The 16685-nt window shown below is 35.1% G+C and carries 10 protein-coding genes; 7 read left to right on the top strand and 3 right to left on the bottom strand.

The features are described from left to right. Window positions 1-32: 32 nt before the first annotated feature. Window positions 33-2858 carry a DNA polymerase I gene (gene polA / locus BLT84_RS02175; RefSeq protein ID WP_091262567.1) on the bottom strand — a complete coding sequence of 942 codons (2826 nt, stop codon included), beginning with the start codon at window positions 2856-2858 and terminating at the stop codon, window positions 33-35. Between the two features lie 134 nt (window positions 2859-2992). On the opposite strand from polA, the gene BLT84_RS02170 reads away from it, so the two are divergent. Further along, window positions 2993-3925, top strand: coding sequence for an isoaspartyl peptidase/L-asparaginase family protein (locus BLT84_RS02170; protein ID WP_034888423.1), 933 nt, complete (start codon window positions 2993-2995; stop codon window positions 3923-3925). A gap of 12 nt (window positions 3926-3937) precedes the next feature. Here BLT84_RS02170 and BLT84_RS02165 read toward each other — a convergent pair whose 3' ends face one another. Next, entirely contained in the window at window positions 3938-4792 is an 855-nt protein-coding gene (locus BLT84_RS02165; RefSeq protein WP_091262565.1) for a cyanophycinase, read from the bottom strand. A 111-nt stretch (window positions 4793-4903) separates the two neighbouring features. Here BLT84_RS02165 and cphA point away from each other — a divergent pair, with 111 nt between their 5' ends. Continuing rightward, window positions 4904-7531: a cyanophycin synthetase gene (cphA, locus tag BLT84_RS02160; RefSeq protein WP_034888427.1), complete on the top strand. Its 2628-nt coding sequence runs from the start codon at window positions 4904-4906 to the stop codon at window positions 7529-7531. A gap of 22 nt (window positions 7532-7553) precedes the next feature. On the opposite strand, the gene BLT84_RS02155 is transcribed toward cphA, so the two are convergent. Further along, a complete protein-coding gene (locus BLT84_RS02155; RefSeq protein ID WP_091262564.1) occupies window positions 7554-8534 on the bottom strand; it encodes an isoaspartyl peptidase/L-asparaginase family protein in 981 nt (326 codons plus the stop codon). Between the two features lie 182 nt (window positions 8535-8716). Between BLT84_RS02155 and BLT84_RS02150 the strand changes: the two genes are divergently transcribed. The 5 genes from BLT84_RS02150 to BLT84_RS02130 all read left to right on the top strand — a co-directional run bounded on the left by BLT84_RS02150 (window position 8717) and on the right by BLT84_RS02130 (window position 16683). Beyond that, a complete protein-coding gene (locus BLT84_RS02150; RefSeq protein ID WP_091262562.1) occupies window positions 8717-10201 on the top strand; it encodes a sodium/pantothenate symporter in 1485 nt (494 codons plus the stop codon). Then, window positions 10198-11727 (top strand): class I adenylate-forming enzyme family protein, encoded by a 1530-nt coding sequence (locus BLT84_RS02145; protein WP_091262560.1) that lies wholly within the window; start codon window positions 10198-10200, stop codon window positions 11725-11727. Before BLT84_RS02150 ends, BLT84_RS02145 begins: the two co-directional genes overlap by 4 nt. Next, on the top strand, window positions 11705-12634 hold the full coding sequence (locus BLT84_RS02140; protein WP_091262558.1) for an alpha/beta fold hydrolase: 930 nt from the start codon (window positions 11705-11707) through the stop codon (window positions 12632-12634). The genes BLT84_RS02145 and BLT84_RS02140 overlap by 23 nt, the downstream gene beginning before the upstream one ends. Then, complete coding sequence (locus tag BLT84_RS02135) at window positions 12634-14076, top strand: hypothetical protein (protein WP_091262557.1); 1443 nt, start codon at window positions 12634-12636, stop codon at window positions 14074-14076. Before BLT84_RS02140 ends, BLT84_RS02135 begins: the two co-directional genes overlap by 1 nt. A 123-nt stretch (window positions 14077-14199) precedes the next feature. Next, entirely contained in the window at window positions 14200-16683 is a 2484-nt protein-coding gene (locus BLT84_RS02130; protein WP_091262555.1) for a TonB-dependent receptor, read from the top strand. Window positions 16684-16685 lie beyond the last annotated feature (2 nt).

Genomic DNA, 16685 nt, shown 5'->3' with positions numbered 1-16685 from the left:
TATTATTTAATATAATAGCCTCTTTTGCCTTTTTAGTGTGCTTGCAGCCAGTTCTCTCCAACTCCAATTTCTACATCTAGAGGAACACTTATTTTAAAGGCTTGTTCCATTTCATCCTTAATCAATATTTTCATTTCTTCAAGCTCTTCATTAAATACATCAAAGACCAATTCATCATGTACCTGAAGTAACATTTTAGTCTTGTATTTACCTGCTTTTAGTTTTTTGTGAATATTGATCATTGCAATTTTTATAATATCTGCAGCACTTCCTTGAATTGGAGCATTAACGGCATTTCTCTCTGCCGCTCCTCTTACAACAGCGTTCTGAGAATTGATATCTTTTAAGTAACGTCTTCTGCCAAGTACGGTTTGCACGTACCCATGTTCTCTAGCAAATTCCACTTGAGATTGTATATAATCTCTAAGTTTAGGATACGTTGCATAATAGGTGTCTATTAATTCTTTAGATTCTGCTCTGGAAAGATCTGTTTGATTGCTAAGTCCAAAAGCAGAAACTCCATATACAATTCCAAAATTCACCGTTTTTGCATTGCTACGTTGTTCTCTAGTAACCTCTTCCAAAGGCACATTGAAAACTTTTGCTGCGGTGGAGGCATGAATATCTTCACCATTTTTAAAAGCTTCCATCATATTTTCCTCTTCGCTTAAGGCTGCAATTATTCTCAATTCAATCTGAGAATAATCCGCAGCAAGCAGGGTGTAATTTTCATCTCTAGCAATAAATGCTTTTCTAACTTGTCTTCCACGTTCTGTTCTAATTGGAATATTTTGAAGGTTTGGATTGTTAGAACTCAATCTTCCCGTGGCAGCCACAGTTTGCATATAATCTGTATGCACTCTCCCTGTAGTTTTTTCTATCTGATTTGGTAGTGCATCTATATAGGTGTTCTTTAACTTTACCAAACCTCTATAATCCAACACACTTTGAATTATTTTATGTTCACTTGCCAGATAAGATAAAACATCCTCACTTGTAGAGTATTGTCCGGTTTTGGTCTTCTTCGGTTTTTTAACTAGTTCTAATTTTTCAAATAATATAATACCCAACTGTTTTGGAGATGCGATATTAAACTCTTCTCCAGCTTCAGTATAAATATGAGCTTCTAATTTTGAAATATCATTTTCAAGTTCTTCAGATAAAGATTTTAAAAAATCTTCATCCAGTCTAATCCCCTCCAATTCCATATCTGCCAATACGCGCACTAACGGAATTTCAATATCATTAAAAAGTTTATCTGTCTTTGCTTCTTTTAGTTCATGATCAAATTGTTGTTTTAGCTGAAGGGTAATATCTGCATCTTCTACAGCATATTCGGTTTGTTTCTCTAGCGAAACATCTCTCATATTTCCCTGATTCTTGCCTTTTTTACCAATAAGATCTGTTATTGGTTGGGGAGTATAATTAAGATAGGTCTCAGCTAAGACATCCATATTATGCCTCATATCTGGGTTAATCAAATAATGAGCTATCATAGTGTCGAAAAGTGCACCTTTTATATCGATGTTATATTTAGCAAGAACTTTAATGTCATACTTTAAATTCTGACCTATTTTTTCGATAGCTTCATCTTCAAAGAATGGACGTAAAATCTCAATTAATTCTTGAGCTTCGGCATCTTCTTCCGGGAAAGGCAAATAAAAACCTTTTCCAGCTTCCCAAGAAAAAGCGATTCCTACCAATTTAGCTTCCAACGGATTCAAACTGGTAGTTTCGGTATCAAAACAAACGCTCTTCTGCTTGCTAAGATTCTTTAGGAATAAATTTATAGCCATTTCTGAAGAAAGACTTTGATACACATGAGATGTATCTTTTAGATTTTGCCTGCTAGAGGTCGCTTCAATTTTTTCGGTATCTCCACCAAATAAAGAGAACTGCCCTGCACCAGCGGTTTGGTTTGGAGCTGTATTAGATTTTGATCCTGAAATAGGAGTAGGGTTTGATTGATCTTCTCCTGAAAATAATTTTATGAACTGATCTTTTAATCTTCTAAATTCTAATTCTTCAAATAACTGCTGAACTTTATCTGAATCTGGATGAGAAAGTTCGTAATCTTTTGCATCAAATTTCACATCGATATCGGTCATGATCGTTGCTAGTCTCTTGGAAAGAATTCCAAGTTCAGCATTTTCCTCGATCTTCTCCTTCATCTTTCCTTTCAGCTTATGGGTATTTGCTAAAAGCTCTTCCATGCTTCCAAATTCTTTCAGGAATTTTTTGGCAGTTTTTTCTCCAACTCCCGGAAGTCCCGGAATATTGTCGGATGCATCTCCCATCATCCCCAAGAAGTCTATAACCTGCTCCGGTCTCTCAACTCCAAATTTTTCCTGAACTTCCGGAATACCAAGAATCTCGATTCCATTACCCATTCTTGCAGGGCGGTACATAAAGATATTTTCTGAAACTAATTGAGCAAAATCCTTATCTGGAGTTACCATAAAAGTTTGGTAACCTTCTTTTTCAGCTTGTTTTGCCAAAGTACCAATAACATCATCTGCTTCGCATCCCGGTAAAACTACCACGGGAATATGCATGGCGCGTAAAATATCTTGAATATAAGGTATTGCAATTTTTATAGGTTCTGGGGTGGCATCTCTATTCGCCTTATAGTCGGCATATAATTCTGTTCTCTCTGCGCTTCCATCTTTATCAAAACATACCGCTAAATGATCTGGTTTTTCTCTTCTAATTACATCGAATAAAGAATTTGTAAAACCCATTATTGCGGAAGTATCTAGCCCTTTGGAATTGATTCTGGGATTTTTGATAAAGGCATAATATCCTCTAAATATTAATGCATAAGCATCTAAAAGAAATAAACGTTTTTGTTGTGACATATAGGAAAATTATAAGTCTATAAAACTACAAAAGTTATAGCTACATGTAAAACACATGTTGTAATTTTAAATAAATGAATTCGGAAGCTTAAAATAACCCGAGTGATTTGAAAATAACTAAACAACTACTATTGATGCAGAAAATAGCCATAGCCATACATGGTGGTGCAGGAACCTTGATAAAAGGAAAAATGACTCCTGAAAAGGAGAAGGAATATAAAAAAGTATTGCGAGAGGCTATGGAAACCGGCTATCAAATTCTGGAAGAAGGTAAAGATGCAGTGGAAGCGGTAGAAAAAACTATTATGGTTTTAGAAAATTCTCATTTATTTAATGCGGGGAAAGGCAGCGTTTTTACTGCAAGTGAAACCCATGAAATGGATGCTGCTATTATGAATGGGAAAACATTAAATGCAGGCGCTGTAACTTTAATTACTGGTATTAAAAACCCAATTTCACTGGCTAGAGATGTAATGGATACTAGCGAACATGTTTTTATGGCAGGGGAAGGAGCAATGGAATTCGCAAAATCTTTGAATTATACATTGGAAGAGCCTTCCTATTTCTACGATGAATTTAGACATGAGCAATGGTTGGAGATCAAAGATTCAGATTCTTTTCAATTAGATCATTCTACTAAAAAAGATTCCAAATTTGGAACTGTTGGAGCAGTTGCTTGCGATAAAAACGGAAACATAGCTGCAGGAACTTCAACTGGAGGAATGACGAATAAAAAGTTTGGGCGAATAGGAGATAGTCCTATAATAGGAGCAGGAAATTATGCCAATAATAGCACTTGTGCGGTTTCATGTACCGGAAGCGGTGAGTTTTTTATAAAAGGAGTTGTTGCTTACGATGTTTCGTGCTTAATGGAATACAAAGGCTTGTCTCTTAAAGATGCTGCAGATGAAGTTATTTTAAACCGCATCTTAAAAATTGGAGGCGATGGCGGATTGATTGCCGTTGATGCCAAAGGCAATATCGCCATGCCTTTTAATACAGAAGGAATGTATAGAGGTTGTAAAAATTCTGAAGGTTTGGATGAAATTCTGATATATGATGTTTAAACCCAAAGAATCCTATAACATATGATCTGGATTGGTTAAAACCTTAATGGTTCTTTTGTCTATGTCAAACCTATCACCCGCAGAAAGAACGTGGGTAATTAGATGCGTCATAGTTAAAGGAGTGCCTTTCTTTAAAATGTCATAATTATTATGAGTAAGTTTTCCGGGATCAAAAATAATAACCATTCCTGAACCAATAATCTCACAATCATTTCCATTCTTTATTACGAGTCCGGTGTCTTCGGCTAATCCGAAGCCAATTCGGTCATAATATCTTGCAACAGCTTCAGATAAACGTCCAAAACGACCTCGTTGAATAAAATGGGTATCTATAATAAGCTCAGGAATCAAGGCCATTCCTTCTTTAAATTTGGTGGCTGCTTTTATAAAAGATTCTTTACTGCTTCCGCCTGTGATCATTTCCATAGACATACACATGGCACCAGCGCTGGTTCCGGCAACAACTATATTTTCATTTTTATAACGCTCCATCAAGATCTTATGGAACTGGGTATTTTTAATTCTCGAAGTAATTTTAGATTGATTTCCACCAGAAAATAAGATGCAATCTGCATTTTTTAATAGGTCTAAATTTTCAGGAAGATCTGCTTCTTCTTTAGATGCTATAAATAAAGTAACTACATGTTTACATTCTAATAGACTAAATGCATCAACATAGTTTTTTCCAACAACCTCAGGAATTCCTGAAGCTGTTGTAATTACTAATATTCTTGAATTTTTACCTCCGCTTTCTTCAACAACTCTGAACAAAATTCCTTGGCTTATGTAATCTAATCGAAATCTGTCTGCTTTATGAAACCCTTTATCTTCATTTCCGCCAATAGGAATTAAAGTTCCTTTTATCATAATTAAAAATTAAATTATGGAGTAAAAATAGTTTAATATTTTACCAAGACATAAATTAACATCATAATTCCAGCTTTTCTTATACAAGGAAAAATTTATAAATAGAAAATTATGAAAATCAGAGAAATACATGCCCTTAGAGGCCCTAATTATTGGTCTATAAAAAGGCATAAATTAATAGTCATGGTTTTGGATTTGGAAGAGATGGAAAAGCGACCATCTGACAAAATTGATGGTTTTTCTGAAAGAATAGAAAACATGTTTCCGGGCATGTATGAGCATAGATGTTCTGAAGGTGTAGCTGGCGGATTTTTCTCAAGGGTGAAAGCAGGAACTTGGATGGGGCATATTATCGAACATATTGCTTTAGAAATTCAAACTTTGGCCGGAATGGATGTTGGGTTTGGTAGAACCAGAGGTTACGGGGAAGATGGAGTATATAATGTGGTGTTCGATTATATGGAAGAAGAGGTGGGTATATATGCAGCTAATGCTTCTGTAAAGATTTGTATGGCTTTGGTAAACAGCGAAACTTACGATCTTGCTGTTGATATCCAAGAAATGAAGGAAATTAGGGAGAGTGTAAGACTAGGCCCAAGCACTGGTGCTATTGTTGCAGAAGCAGAGAGTAGAGGAATTCCTTGGATTCGATTAAATAAGCACTCCTTAGTCCAACTTGGATACGGCTCGAATCAAAAAAGAATACAAGCTACAGTAACTTGCCATACCAGTAATATAGGTGTGGAGATTGCTTGTGATAAAGTTGAAACCAAATATTTATTAGAACAAGCAGAGATTCCTGTTTCAAAAGGTAAAATTTTGAGAGACGAAATTAATCTGCAAGAAGTGGTAAGTGAACTTGAATTTCCTTTGGTTACGAAGCCAGTAAATGGGAATCACGGTCGCGGGGTGACCATAAACATCAACACTTTTAAAGAGGCGTTGTTAGGATTTAATATTGCCAAAAAAATATCATCTTCGGTTTTAATAGAAAAGCAGATCATAGGTGATGATTATCGTCTATTGGTTATTAATCATAAATTGGTAGCAGCTTCCAGGCGTACTCCTGCACATGTGGTTGGAAATGGAAAAAGTACGATTAGGGAGTTAATCAAAGAAGTAAATAAAGACCCAAGGCGGGGTTATGGTCACGAAAAAATGTTGACCTTGATCACTATAGATAATGTAACCAAAGGAATTATTGCTACAGAGGGTTACACGCTGAAATCTGTTTTGAAAAAAGGCGAAAAATTAATTCTGAAAGATACTGCCAATTTGAGTACCGGTGGTACTGCAGAAGATGTTACCGATGTGGTACATCCGGCCAATCTCTTTATGGCAGAACGCATTTCAAAAATTATCGATCTTGATATTTGCGGAATTGATGTTATTACTACAGATATTAGTAAACCACTATCTGAAACCGGAGGAGCTGTAATTGAAGTAAATGCTGCTCCTGGTTTTCGAATGCACTTGGCGCCTACCAAAGGTTTGCCTCGCAACGTGGCAGCTCCAGTGATAGATGAACTTTTCCCTCATGGAGCCACTGGTAAAGTGCCTATAATTGCAATTACCGGTACCAACGGTAAAACAACCACTACTAGGTTGATAGCACATTTGGCTAAACAAAATGGGTATAAAGTTGGATATACTACTAGTGATGGAGTTTATATTCAGAATAGATTATTAATGAAGGGTGATTGTACAGGGCCTAACAGTGCAGAATTTGTATTGAAAGATCCTACCATCGATTTTGCTGTTTTGGAATGTGCTAGAGGAGGAATTTTACGTTCCGGGTTAGGATTTCATAATTGCGATATTGGTATAGTTACTAATGTTTCTGAAGATCATTTAGGCCTTAAAGGAATTCACACTATTCAGCAATTAGCAGAAGTAAAAGGAATTATTCCTGAAAGTGTTGTTCCAAATGGATATGCAATTCTTAATGCAGATGATGATTTAGTATATAAAATGCGTAAAAAAGCGATCTCTAACATTGCTCTCTTCTCTATGGATGAGAATAGCACTAGGATAAAAGCTATGCAAAAGAAAAATGGCCTTTCTGCCATTTATGAAAATGGATACATTACCATTTGTAAAGGAGAATGGAAATTGCGAATTATGAAAGCGGTTAATATTCCATTAACTTTTGGTGGTAAGGCAGAATTTATGATCCAGAATATACTTCCTGCAGTTTTAGCGGCCTACTTAAGAGGCGTTACTATAGAAGATATTAAAATTGGACTTCAAACCTTCAATCCTTCACCTGCACAGACACCGGGTAGACTGAACTTATTTCAATTTAAAAATTTCCAAGTTTTGTTAGATTATGCACACAATCCAGCAGGAATGAAAGCTTTACAGAATTTTATAGGAAAAATTGATTGTACGGTTAAAGTTGGAATTATAGCGGGAGTGGGAGATAGAAAAGAAGAAGATACCAAACTATTGGGAAGTATTGCTGCAGAAATGTTTGATGAAATTATTATTCGTCAGGATAAAAATCTAAGAGGAAGAAGTGAGAAGGAATTAATTGATATGCTTACTGCAGGGATCAATCAAACAAACCCAGATAAAAAAACTACCGTCATTCCTAATGAAAAGGAAGCCGTTACGTATGCTATTAAACATGCCAGAAAAGGTTCGCTCATTATAATTTGTAGCGATGTGATAACAGAAGTTTTAGCACTTATTCAGACAATGCAAGAACAAGAGGCAAATGGAACTTTAGATTTATAACCTATCCTATTCTTTTAATATCTTAAAAATTATAGCTGCTAAGAATGTTCTCATTCTTATCAGCTTGATATTTTACGTAACTAAAGCCTTTCTGAATGCAGTGAGAGCCAATTTCACCTTTTTTATTGATGGCTATAAAAGCTGCCTGAAATTCTTTATAAGTATTCGGGTTTGCTTTTATGATCCTATTAATTGCTTCCTCACAGGCTTCTTGAGGCGATTTTCCTTGTCGCATCAATTCCACTATCAAAAAGCTTCCAACACTTTTCATAATAGCTTCACCCATCCCGGTAGCTACTGCTCCACCAATTTCATTATCTAAAAATAATCCGGAACCAATAATAGGTGAATCTCCAACGCGTCCATTTATTTTATAAGAAAGTCCGCTACTGGTGCAGGCTCCTGCTAGATCCCCATTTTTATCGATGCATAACATTCCAATGGTGTCGTGATTTTCAATATTGATTATCGGTTTGTATTCTTTCTTTTTTAACCATTCCTGATAATCGGCTTTAGAACTCTCTGTAAATAATTCTTCTTTTTCAAAACCTTGCTGTATGGCAAAAAGATCTGCACCTTCTCCTGCTAGCATTACATGCGGAGTTTCCTCCATTACTTTTCGTGCTACAGAGGCAGCTTTAGAGGTATGTTTTAAATATACAACAGCACCGGCATTTCCCGAAGCAGACATAATGCATGCATCTAAAGTTACATTTCCATCTCTGTCTGGCGCTCCACCTTTCCCAACGGTGGTGTTTCTAATATCTGCTTCTTCAACCATGACTCCTTGCTCCACAGCATCTAGCGCATTTGCGCCTTGACTCAATAATTCACCGGCTCTTTTACTGGCGTTAGGGAAATTCCATGTGGCAATGGTGATTGGAAATTTGTTCATTTGTTTTTGATTAAAATTTTGCAATGGAGAAGCATTAATAACGGTTGATGAAAATACAATTCCTATTCCGGTAAGTGAAGATCTTTCAATAAACTTTCTTCTTTTCATCTTGGATAAGATATGAAATTTAATTAAGTCATATTTAAGTCTTAGTTGTAGTTATTCAATCTATATTTAGATCTTTAAAGCTTTTAGATGAAATTGTTTTTAAGTCGCACTCTATAATTAAACAATTAATTCAACTAAAATAAGTATAAGTTTTAACTTCACTTTTCAAACTCAATTAATATATGTTCGCAAGTGAAACCTGGTCTTTATATGTAACACTTTTACTCGTAGTTTATTCATTGGTTATCATATTTTTTGTAGTTCGCGGAATGCGAAAGACTAAGAATATAGATGATTTTGCCATTGGGAGTAACGGTTTCCCAGCTTGGGCAGTAGGACTATCTTTAGCCGCTTCTATGACGAGTGCGGCGACGTTTATAATCAATCCGGGGTTTATAGCACTTTATGGTTTTGCAGGAATTATCTCTTTTGGAGTAGTTATGCCAATTGCCATTTTTGCATCGCTTATATTTTTTACCAAGGCATTCCAAAAACATGGGTCTACAGTAAAAGCGCTTACTATGGCGCAATGGATCGGGAAGCGATATGATAGTAAAGGACTCACCATTTTCTTTGCGTTTCTTTCTCTTTTGCTGATCACTTTTATAGTGCTAATTTGTGTGGGGCTTACGCAGATCATTTCAAAATCTTTGAATTTGGAACCCTTCTATGTCTTGCTGGGATTAGTGATTTTCGTGTTTGGATATATGATGTTTGGTGGCGCAAATTCTATGGTATATACTAATACCATTCAGGCTGTATTAATGTTTATTGTGGCGCTTATTCTTATTTTATCTGGAGCAGAATATTTTAATCATGGAATTGAAGGCTTTATAAATACCTTAAAAGATATTGATCCTCAATTGGTAAAAACTACCAATGAAAAGAGTTTTCTTTTTAGAGATTACTTTGAAATTATCTCTTGCCAGATAGTGATTGGAATTGCGATTGTTTGTCAGCCTCATATTATTACAAAATCACTGTTTTTAAAAGATGCAAAGTCTGTAAATAAATATCTTTTTGTAGCAATTAGCTGTATGACGGTTTTCTTTCTGGTAGTATTTGTCGGGCTTTATGCTCGTATCACTTTTCCAGATCTGGCAATAGATGGAGTTCCGCTTAAGATGGATGAGTTGGTTTCGGCATATGTGGTCAAGACTTTTACCGCCGGGGTGGGTGTTCTAATTGTTGCCGGGTTGATCTCTGCAGGACTTTCTACTTTGGAAGGTTTAATTCAGTCGCTTTCTACTACTATAAGTACCGACTTAATTACACCGTTATTTCCTTCTGTAAAAAAGATAAGTTCTGTAGCGCTTAATAAGATCGTGATCATCTTATTAGCAATTGTGAGTTTTTGGTTGAGTCATGATCAGATCATAAACCCAAACGTAAGTGTGGCTATTTTTGCCCAAAATGGGGTTTATGCCTATTTCGCTGCTGCCTTTGTGCCTGTGTTATTCGGAATTTATTTTAAAAAGGTAAGCAAGAATGCTGTGTTTATTGCAAGTTTTTCTGCCGTAGCGCTTCACTTTATAATTTACTACGGAAGGATCACTCCATATATGCAGGAACCGGTAAACAACCCTGGAGTTTCTGCAGCTATAGCTATAGTTGCATCTTTTATCATTGGTAATTTGCTATATTTATTCAGTAAAAAGAAAGTATGAACTATCTGGATTGGATATCAAAATGGTCATCTTATACTCCCGATAAAAAGGCGGTAAGATCTTTAGATACCGGTCGCATTTATACTTATAAGCAGTTAGATGATACTTCCAGAAAAATTGGAATTTTATTGCTGAATAGATTTCAGCTAAAAAAAGGAGATAGAATAGCGGTTGTTGCAAAACATTCTCCTGAATATTTAATGTTATTTATAGCCGCTCAAAGGTTGGGAATTATCTTAGTGCCTTTAAATTTTAGAGCTACAAGTTACGAGTTAAAACATTGTATTACTGATGTGATCCCAACTTTGGTATTGGCTGAAGGTTCAAGTTTTGAATTATTAGAAGAAGAATTAAAAACCTTTAGCAATGCTAGCTTATCTTTATTTTCCTCATTTTTTACTGAAGCAGAAAGATTAGAACTGCCAGAAGTTTTAAACAAAATTACTATTGAAGTAGATCAGCCAATATTTATTTTTTATACTTCGGGAACCACTGGAAAACCTAAAGGAGTGATCTATACCAACAGAATGATGTTCTGGAATAGTTTGAACACTTCGGTACAATTGGAGATTACTTCTGCAGATCACACCTTAAATGTATTGCCGCCTTTTCATACTTCGGGATGGAATGTGCTTTTATTACCCATGTTACACCGCGGTGCTCGAGTAGATTTTTTAAAAAGATTCAAGCCTAAAAAAGTACTCAATTATATTGAAGAAGAACCTATCTCTCTGTTTTTAGCCGTGCCTACCATGTTGCGGATGATGGTTAAGAATAAGGCATTTTCAACCTTTAAGGCAGATGTATTAAAATATATAGTGGTAGGCGGGGAGCCACTTTCTATTAAACTGATTGATGCTTGGGCAGAAAAGGGAATTTTTTTAAGTCAGGGTTATGGATTAACAGAAGCCGGACCGTGCATTACTTCTTTGCATCATCACGATGCCTTATGGAAAAAGGGTTCTATTGGAAAACCTAATTTTTATGTTGATATGAAAATCGTTAATACTAGCGGGGAAGAAGTGGCAAATTATGAATATGGCGAGATCTGTTTAAAAGGAAATATAGTTACTCCCGGGTATTGGAACAACTCCTCTTATTCTTTTAATAAGATCAAAGAAGAATGGTTGTACACTGGTGATATGGCAAAGATTGATGAAGATGGGTTTATCTACATAGTTGGGAGAAAAAATCAGCTATTCATTTCCGGAGGGGAAAATATTCATCCTTCAGAAATTGAACAAGTGCTTTATAAATACAATCTGGTAAAAGAAGCTGCTGTAATTGGAATAGAAGATGAAAATTGGGGAGAAATTGGCGTTGCTTTTATTGTTTTAAACGACGATGATGATCTAAAAGCAGACGATATTTTGAACCACCTAAAAAAGTATTTGGCGAGTTATAAAATCCCGAAAGACATTATTTGCTTAGATTCTCTGCCGAAATCCGGAATCGGTAAAATTGATAGAGTAAAATTAAAAAACTTATATAAAATTATAAATCATGAGAAAAGGAACGTTGTTTAGCTTAATGCTTCTATTTTTTATAAATGCAGTTGCCCAAAACACAATTAGTGAGACCCTAACCTATACCAACCCAGTGGATTCAGTTTTAATAAATAACGAGAAGATCGCTTTTCAGGACACGGGTTCTGGAGCTACAACTTTACTTTTTATTCATGGACTTTCCAGTTATATGGAGGCTTGGAATAAGAATATTTCTTCTTTAAAAGAATATTATAGATGTATTGCTATAGATCTTCCAGGCTATGGAAAATCTTCAAAGAACAGGTTGGATTATACGCTTGCTGAATATGCAGATTTTATCAATCAATTTATAAAGGAAAAAGAATTGAAGAATGTGGTCTTGGTAGGTCATTCTATGGGTGGCCAAATTGCTATGACGAGTGTTTTAAAAGCTCCTGAAAATTTTCAGAAATTAATTTTAATAGCTCCGGCGGGGATAGAAACTTTTGCTGAAGAAGAAGGCAAGATCATGAAGATGTCTTATACAGCATCAATGGTAGAGAATGCTTCTGAAGAGCAAATAAGAAACAATTTCAAACTTAATTTTTACGAATTTCCGGAAGATGCAGAATTTATGGTAGAAGACAGAATTGCAATGAAAAACGCTTCAGATTTTCCAGATTATTCGAAGATGATCGTAAATAATATTCATGCCATGTTAGAGGAGCCGGTGATTGATAAATTGCCTGAAATTAAAATTCCGGTGCTTATGATCTACGGTGCCAACGATGCTTTAATTCCTAATAAGTATTTTCATCCAACTCAAGATTTAGAATTTCTGGCTACACAAGCCAAGGAAAAAATGCCTCAGTTACAAGTTAAGATCATAGATAAAGCAGGTCATTTTGTAAATTTTGAAAAATCGAAGTTGGTGAATAATGAAATAGAATCATTTTTAAAACATTAATGAAATCTAAACTTAAAATATTCAATGATTTTTCTGAAGGAATTCTTCCTCATGAAGCTTCATTTTTATTGAAAGAAAATAAAATTAGAGACCTAGAAAAGGAGTCGATCTTAAAGAAGGTTTGCATTAATGCCGAGAAATTTTATACTTCGGAAGAATTTGATGAAGCTATAGACAAAAGAAAATACGCCTACATAAAAAAATGGATCTGTAATAAGCTGGAACAAGCAGATGTAGATGCGCATTTGGAATACCTTTCTCAAACAGAAAAGCAGATCTTTACAGATACCATTTCTCCTCAGCAAGAGCAGGAATTATTGAGTTTGATCTCTACTTATAATAACACTTCCTTTTATTTTCAGAAATTCTATGAGCTTGTAAAAGAGTTTCAGGATTATCTGCTTATTAGATTCAGATATCAGGATTGTGAGCAGACAGATCTATTTTTGAAAGAGAATAAAGAATACTATTTAAATGCGGTGGCTGTAAAGGAGCAACTTTTCTACGCAACCAAAGATCTTACTCATGAATATACCAGCGGAACCTTAATTACCAAACATTGGGAAGAGAAGCTACTAAGTTATTTATATAGCGATGTTCTAGATGGTAAGAATAAGTATAATGCTTTTATAAGGTTGGTGTTTCTGTATTTTAACTATAAAGAATATGAAAAGGCAACCAAGATATTCGATTATATGGACAGTTGCTTTGCAGAAGGGAAAATGTACGCCAAACGAGTGCTCTTTAATTATTATGCCAACCGAGTGATCCTTCACTCTAATTTAGACGATCTGGACAAAGCAGAATATTATGCACACCTTTCTTTAAAACAAGAAAATTCTGACAAGCTATTCTATTTAAATAATCTTATTGCTATCCTTCTTAAAAAGGAAAAGAATAAACAGGCATTAGATGTAATGACTTCCAATTACGAGCTGTTTAAAAGATCTAACAATCACCATCAAAAATTAGGTTTTGCAACGCATTATGTGCGAACTTTAATTAGAAATAAACGGGTAAAGATCGCTCAATCTTTTGCTGAAAATTTTCTTTTTAATAATAAGCAATTTGTCTTTGAACATAGGTGGAGACATTTCTTTTCTAATTATTTAATGCTGCTTACTACTTTAGAAAAACATGAAGAGGTGCTTAAATCGGTAAAGAAATACAATCTGTTGGAACGCGAAGAGGAAGCGATGATGAGGGAAGATTTTATACCTAAGATTCACTGGTATTTCCATCTAGCTATGTATATGAATGGTTTTATTTCTGAAGATAAACTGAAATTAGAATTAATAAATTCTGCGGGTAGTTCAAATGGTTTCAATAAAAAGGGAATGGCAGATCTAAATTTATTTATTGAAAGACTTTCATTTACACTTCCAGAATTATTTCTACAGGTTAAGTCACAACTTAATGCTACTGTAGGTAAAGCACGCTAATAGTGATTTTAGGTAATTATTTGAATCTTATTTGCTTTAGGTCACACTTTTATAATATCTCAACTTCCTGTTAAAGGCATATCAACTTGTTAAATTGGTCTTAAATAACTAAACAATTAATTTATGAAGATCAAAATCTTGATGCTTGTAAGCATCTTTTTCAGCATTGCTTCATTCGCCCAAAAGGGGAGTATAAGCGGAACTGTGGTGGACGCTACATCACAAGAACCACTAATGGGAACCAATATCGTTGTTAGAGGAACTAACACCGGAGTTTCTGCAGATGAGAACGGAAATTTTAAATTAGATAACCTAGACCCAAAAACATACACTATAGATGTATTTTTTATGGGCTATGAAAGTATAACCAAAGAAGTAAGCGTTACTGCAGGGCAAGATGTAAAGCTAGATATTAGTTTAAATCTATCTTCTTCTGTAATGGATGAGGTAGTACTTTCTGCTTCTCGTAGACCTCAAAAAGTAACGAGAGCTCCTGCTACCATTGCAATTATTGGTTCTAAAGAAATTGCAAGCTATGCCGGTAATCCGGGGGAATTGGCTGCAAGACAAAAAGGAGTAGACTTTGTAAGAAGTGGAGTTCAGGGAACCGGGATCAATATTCGTGGTTTTAACTCTGCTTTTAACTCTAAGAATTTACAAGTTGAAGATGGAAGAATTTCAACTCTGGTAGCAACAGGGTTACCATTAGGTACTTTTACTACGATCACCAAAGATGATATTGAAAGAGTTGAAATTATATTAGGACCAAATGCTGCCTTATATGGGCCTAATGCTCATAATGGGTTGGTTGCTACAATTACTAAAGATCCTCGAACTTCAGAAGGTACAGATATTGCCGTAGCTGCAGGAAATCAAGAGGTTTTTAGTGCAAGATTGCGTCATGCCATGAAATTGTCTGATAAATTTGCTTTCAAAGTTTGGGGAGAACACACTCAGGGTAAAGAGTTTGACTATGTAGATTCTGTATATGTAGGAACTACAGCTTATCCAGAATTAGAATTAGATAGAAAATTCTCTACCACAAAATATGGAGGAGCTGCATATTATTCTCTTTCGCCTAAAACAGATATCATAGCATCTTACGGGCATAGTAACAACAGTAACTTAGGTGTAACTAATGCAGGAAGAAATCAGATCACAGACTGGGCTATAGATTATGCTCAGGCAAAACTTATCTCTCCACATTTCTACGCTAACATTTATCATACATGGAGTAAGACCGAAGATACATATGCTATCAACCAGCGCACTCAAAACTATGTGTCTTTTATAAATAATGGTTTTACAGAGCAAGAAGCTTTAGCTCGCTCTTACACAGAACAATGGTTTCCGGTAGAAGGTCTTCCAGATGGTGGAATTAGTTTGCCTAGAGGAAGTGTTTTTAAAGACAACTCTAGAAGATTTAATGCGGAAGCTCAATATAACAATGAAATTGGTGACTTTAAATATGTTTTAGGTGCACAATTTCAAGAAGATCGTGCAGATTCTAAGAATACTTATCTATTAGATTCAGATGGACCAATAGTTATAGACCAGACCGGAGTTTATGGGCAGGTTGAATATACCTTTGAAGAAGCAGCTGTAGATTTATTATTTGTAGGAAGATATGACGATCATGAGTTATACGGAGGAAACTTTATTCCGAAAGCCGCAATTGTAAAGAATTTTGATTTTGGTAGTTTTAGATTGACTTATGGAAAAGGGATCGCTGCCCCTTCAATTCTTAACTTAAGCGGTAATCTTTTTGGTGGATTGGTACTTGGAAATGGAGAAGGATTTACGCTTCAAGATGGAACTGTAATAGATCCATTAAAGGTAGAGACCATCAAATCTTATGAAATTGGGTATAAAGGGAAAATAGCTGGAGATAAGTTGTTCTTAGATGTAAATGCTTATTATAATATGTCTGAAGATTTCTTGAGTCCATTAATAAATATTACAGCAACATCACCAGTAACGCAAAGAGGGAATACGCCAATAGGAGAAGTAATTCCTGGTTCTACAGGAGCTGTAGTTCTTACCTATTTAAATTTTGGATCTGTTGATACTTACGGGGCAGACTTTGGATTGAACTATTACCTAAATGATAAGAATAGATTTTCTTTCAATTATTCATTCTTCGATTTTAGTTTAGATACAGATGATCTTGCCAATGATGCTAATAAAGATGGAGTAGTAACTACCACAGATCTACCAATAAATACACCTAAGAATAAATTTGGTCTAGGATACTATTATACTTCTCCAAAGTTCTATGGTTCTTTATATGCTAGATATGTACAGGAATATGACTTTTTCTCTGGAATAAACATCGCCGCTAAAACACAAGATCTTAATGGAGATGGAACTAATGATGTAATTGAAAATGCTAGAAATGGTAGAACCTGGAACTATGGTCCTTTAGGTGGATTTGTAAATTTTGACCTAAATGTTGGATATAACATTACAGAAAACTTAGCTATAGGAGCAAGCATTACCAACGTACTTAATTCTGAAGTTAGAGAATTTGTAGCATCTCCAGAAATAGGTAGATTATTTCAGGTAGAATTAAAGTATCATTTACCTATTGAAGCTTTAAGAAAATAAAG

It is taken from the genome of Gillisia sp. Hel1_33_143 (assembly GCF_900104765.1).
Lineage (GTDB): Bacteria > Bacteroidota > Bacteroidia > Flavobacteriales > Flavobacteriaceae > Gillisia.
Note: the sequence above shows the minus strand (reverse complement) of the source record. Positions and strands in the feature narration are given on the sequence as shown.

Bases quoted from the DNA above. Each gene is read 5' to 3' on its own strand.
- polA (WP_091262567.1), bottom strand. From the start codon at position 2,858: ATGTCACAACAAAAACGTTTATTTCTTTTAGATGCTTATGCATTAATA.
- BLT84_RS02170 (WP_034888423.1), top strand. From the start codon at position 2,993: ATGCAGAAAATAGCCATAGCCATACATGGTGGTGCAGGAACCTTGATA.
- BLT84_RS02165 (WP_091262565.1), bottom strand. From the start codon at position 4,792: ATGATAAAAGGAACTTTAATTCCTATTGGCGGAAATGAAGATAAAGGG.
- cphA (WP_034888427.1), top strand. From the start codon at position 4,904: ATGAAAATCAGAGAAATACATGCCCTTAGAGGCCCTAATTATTGGTCT.
- BLT84_RS02155 (WP_091262564.1), bottom strand. From the start codon at position 8,534: ATGAAAAGAAGAAAGTTTATTGAAAGATCTTCACTTACCGGAATAGGA.
- BLT84_RS02150 (WP_091262562.1), top strand. From the start codon at position 8,717: ATGTTCGCAAGTGAAACCTGGTCTTTATATGTAACACTTTTACTCGTA.
- BLT84_RS02145 (WP_091262560.1), top strand. From the start codon at position 10,198: ATGAACTATCTGGATTGGATATCAAAATGGTCATCTTATACTCCCGAT.
- BLT84_RS02140 (WP_091262558.1), top strand. From the start codon at position 11,705: ATGAGAAAAGGAACGTTGTTTAGCTTAATGCTTCTATTTTTTATAAAT.
- BLT84_RS02135 (WP_091262557.1), top strand. From the start codon at position 12,634: ATGAAATCTAAACTTAAAATATTCAATGATTTTTCTGAAGGAATTCTT.
- BLT84_RS02130 (WP_091262555.1), top strand. From the start codon at position 14,200: ATGAAGATCAAAATCTTGATGCTTGTAAGCATCTTTTTCAGCATTGCT.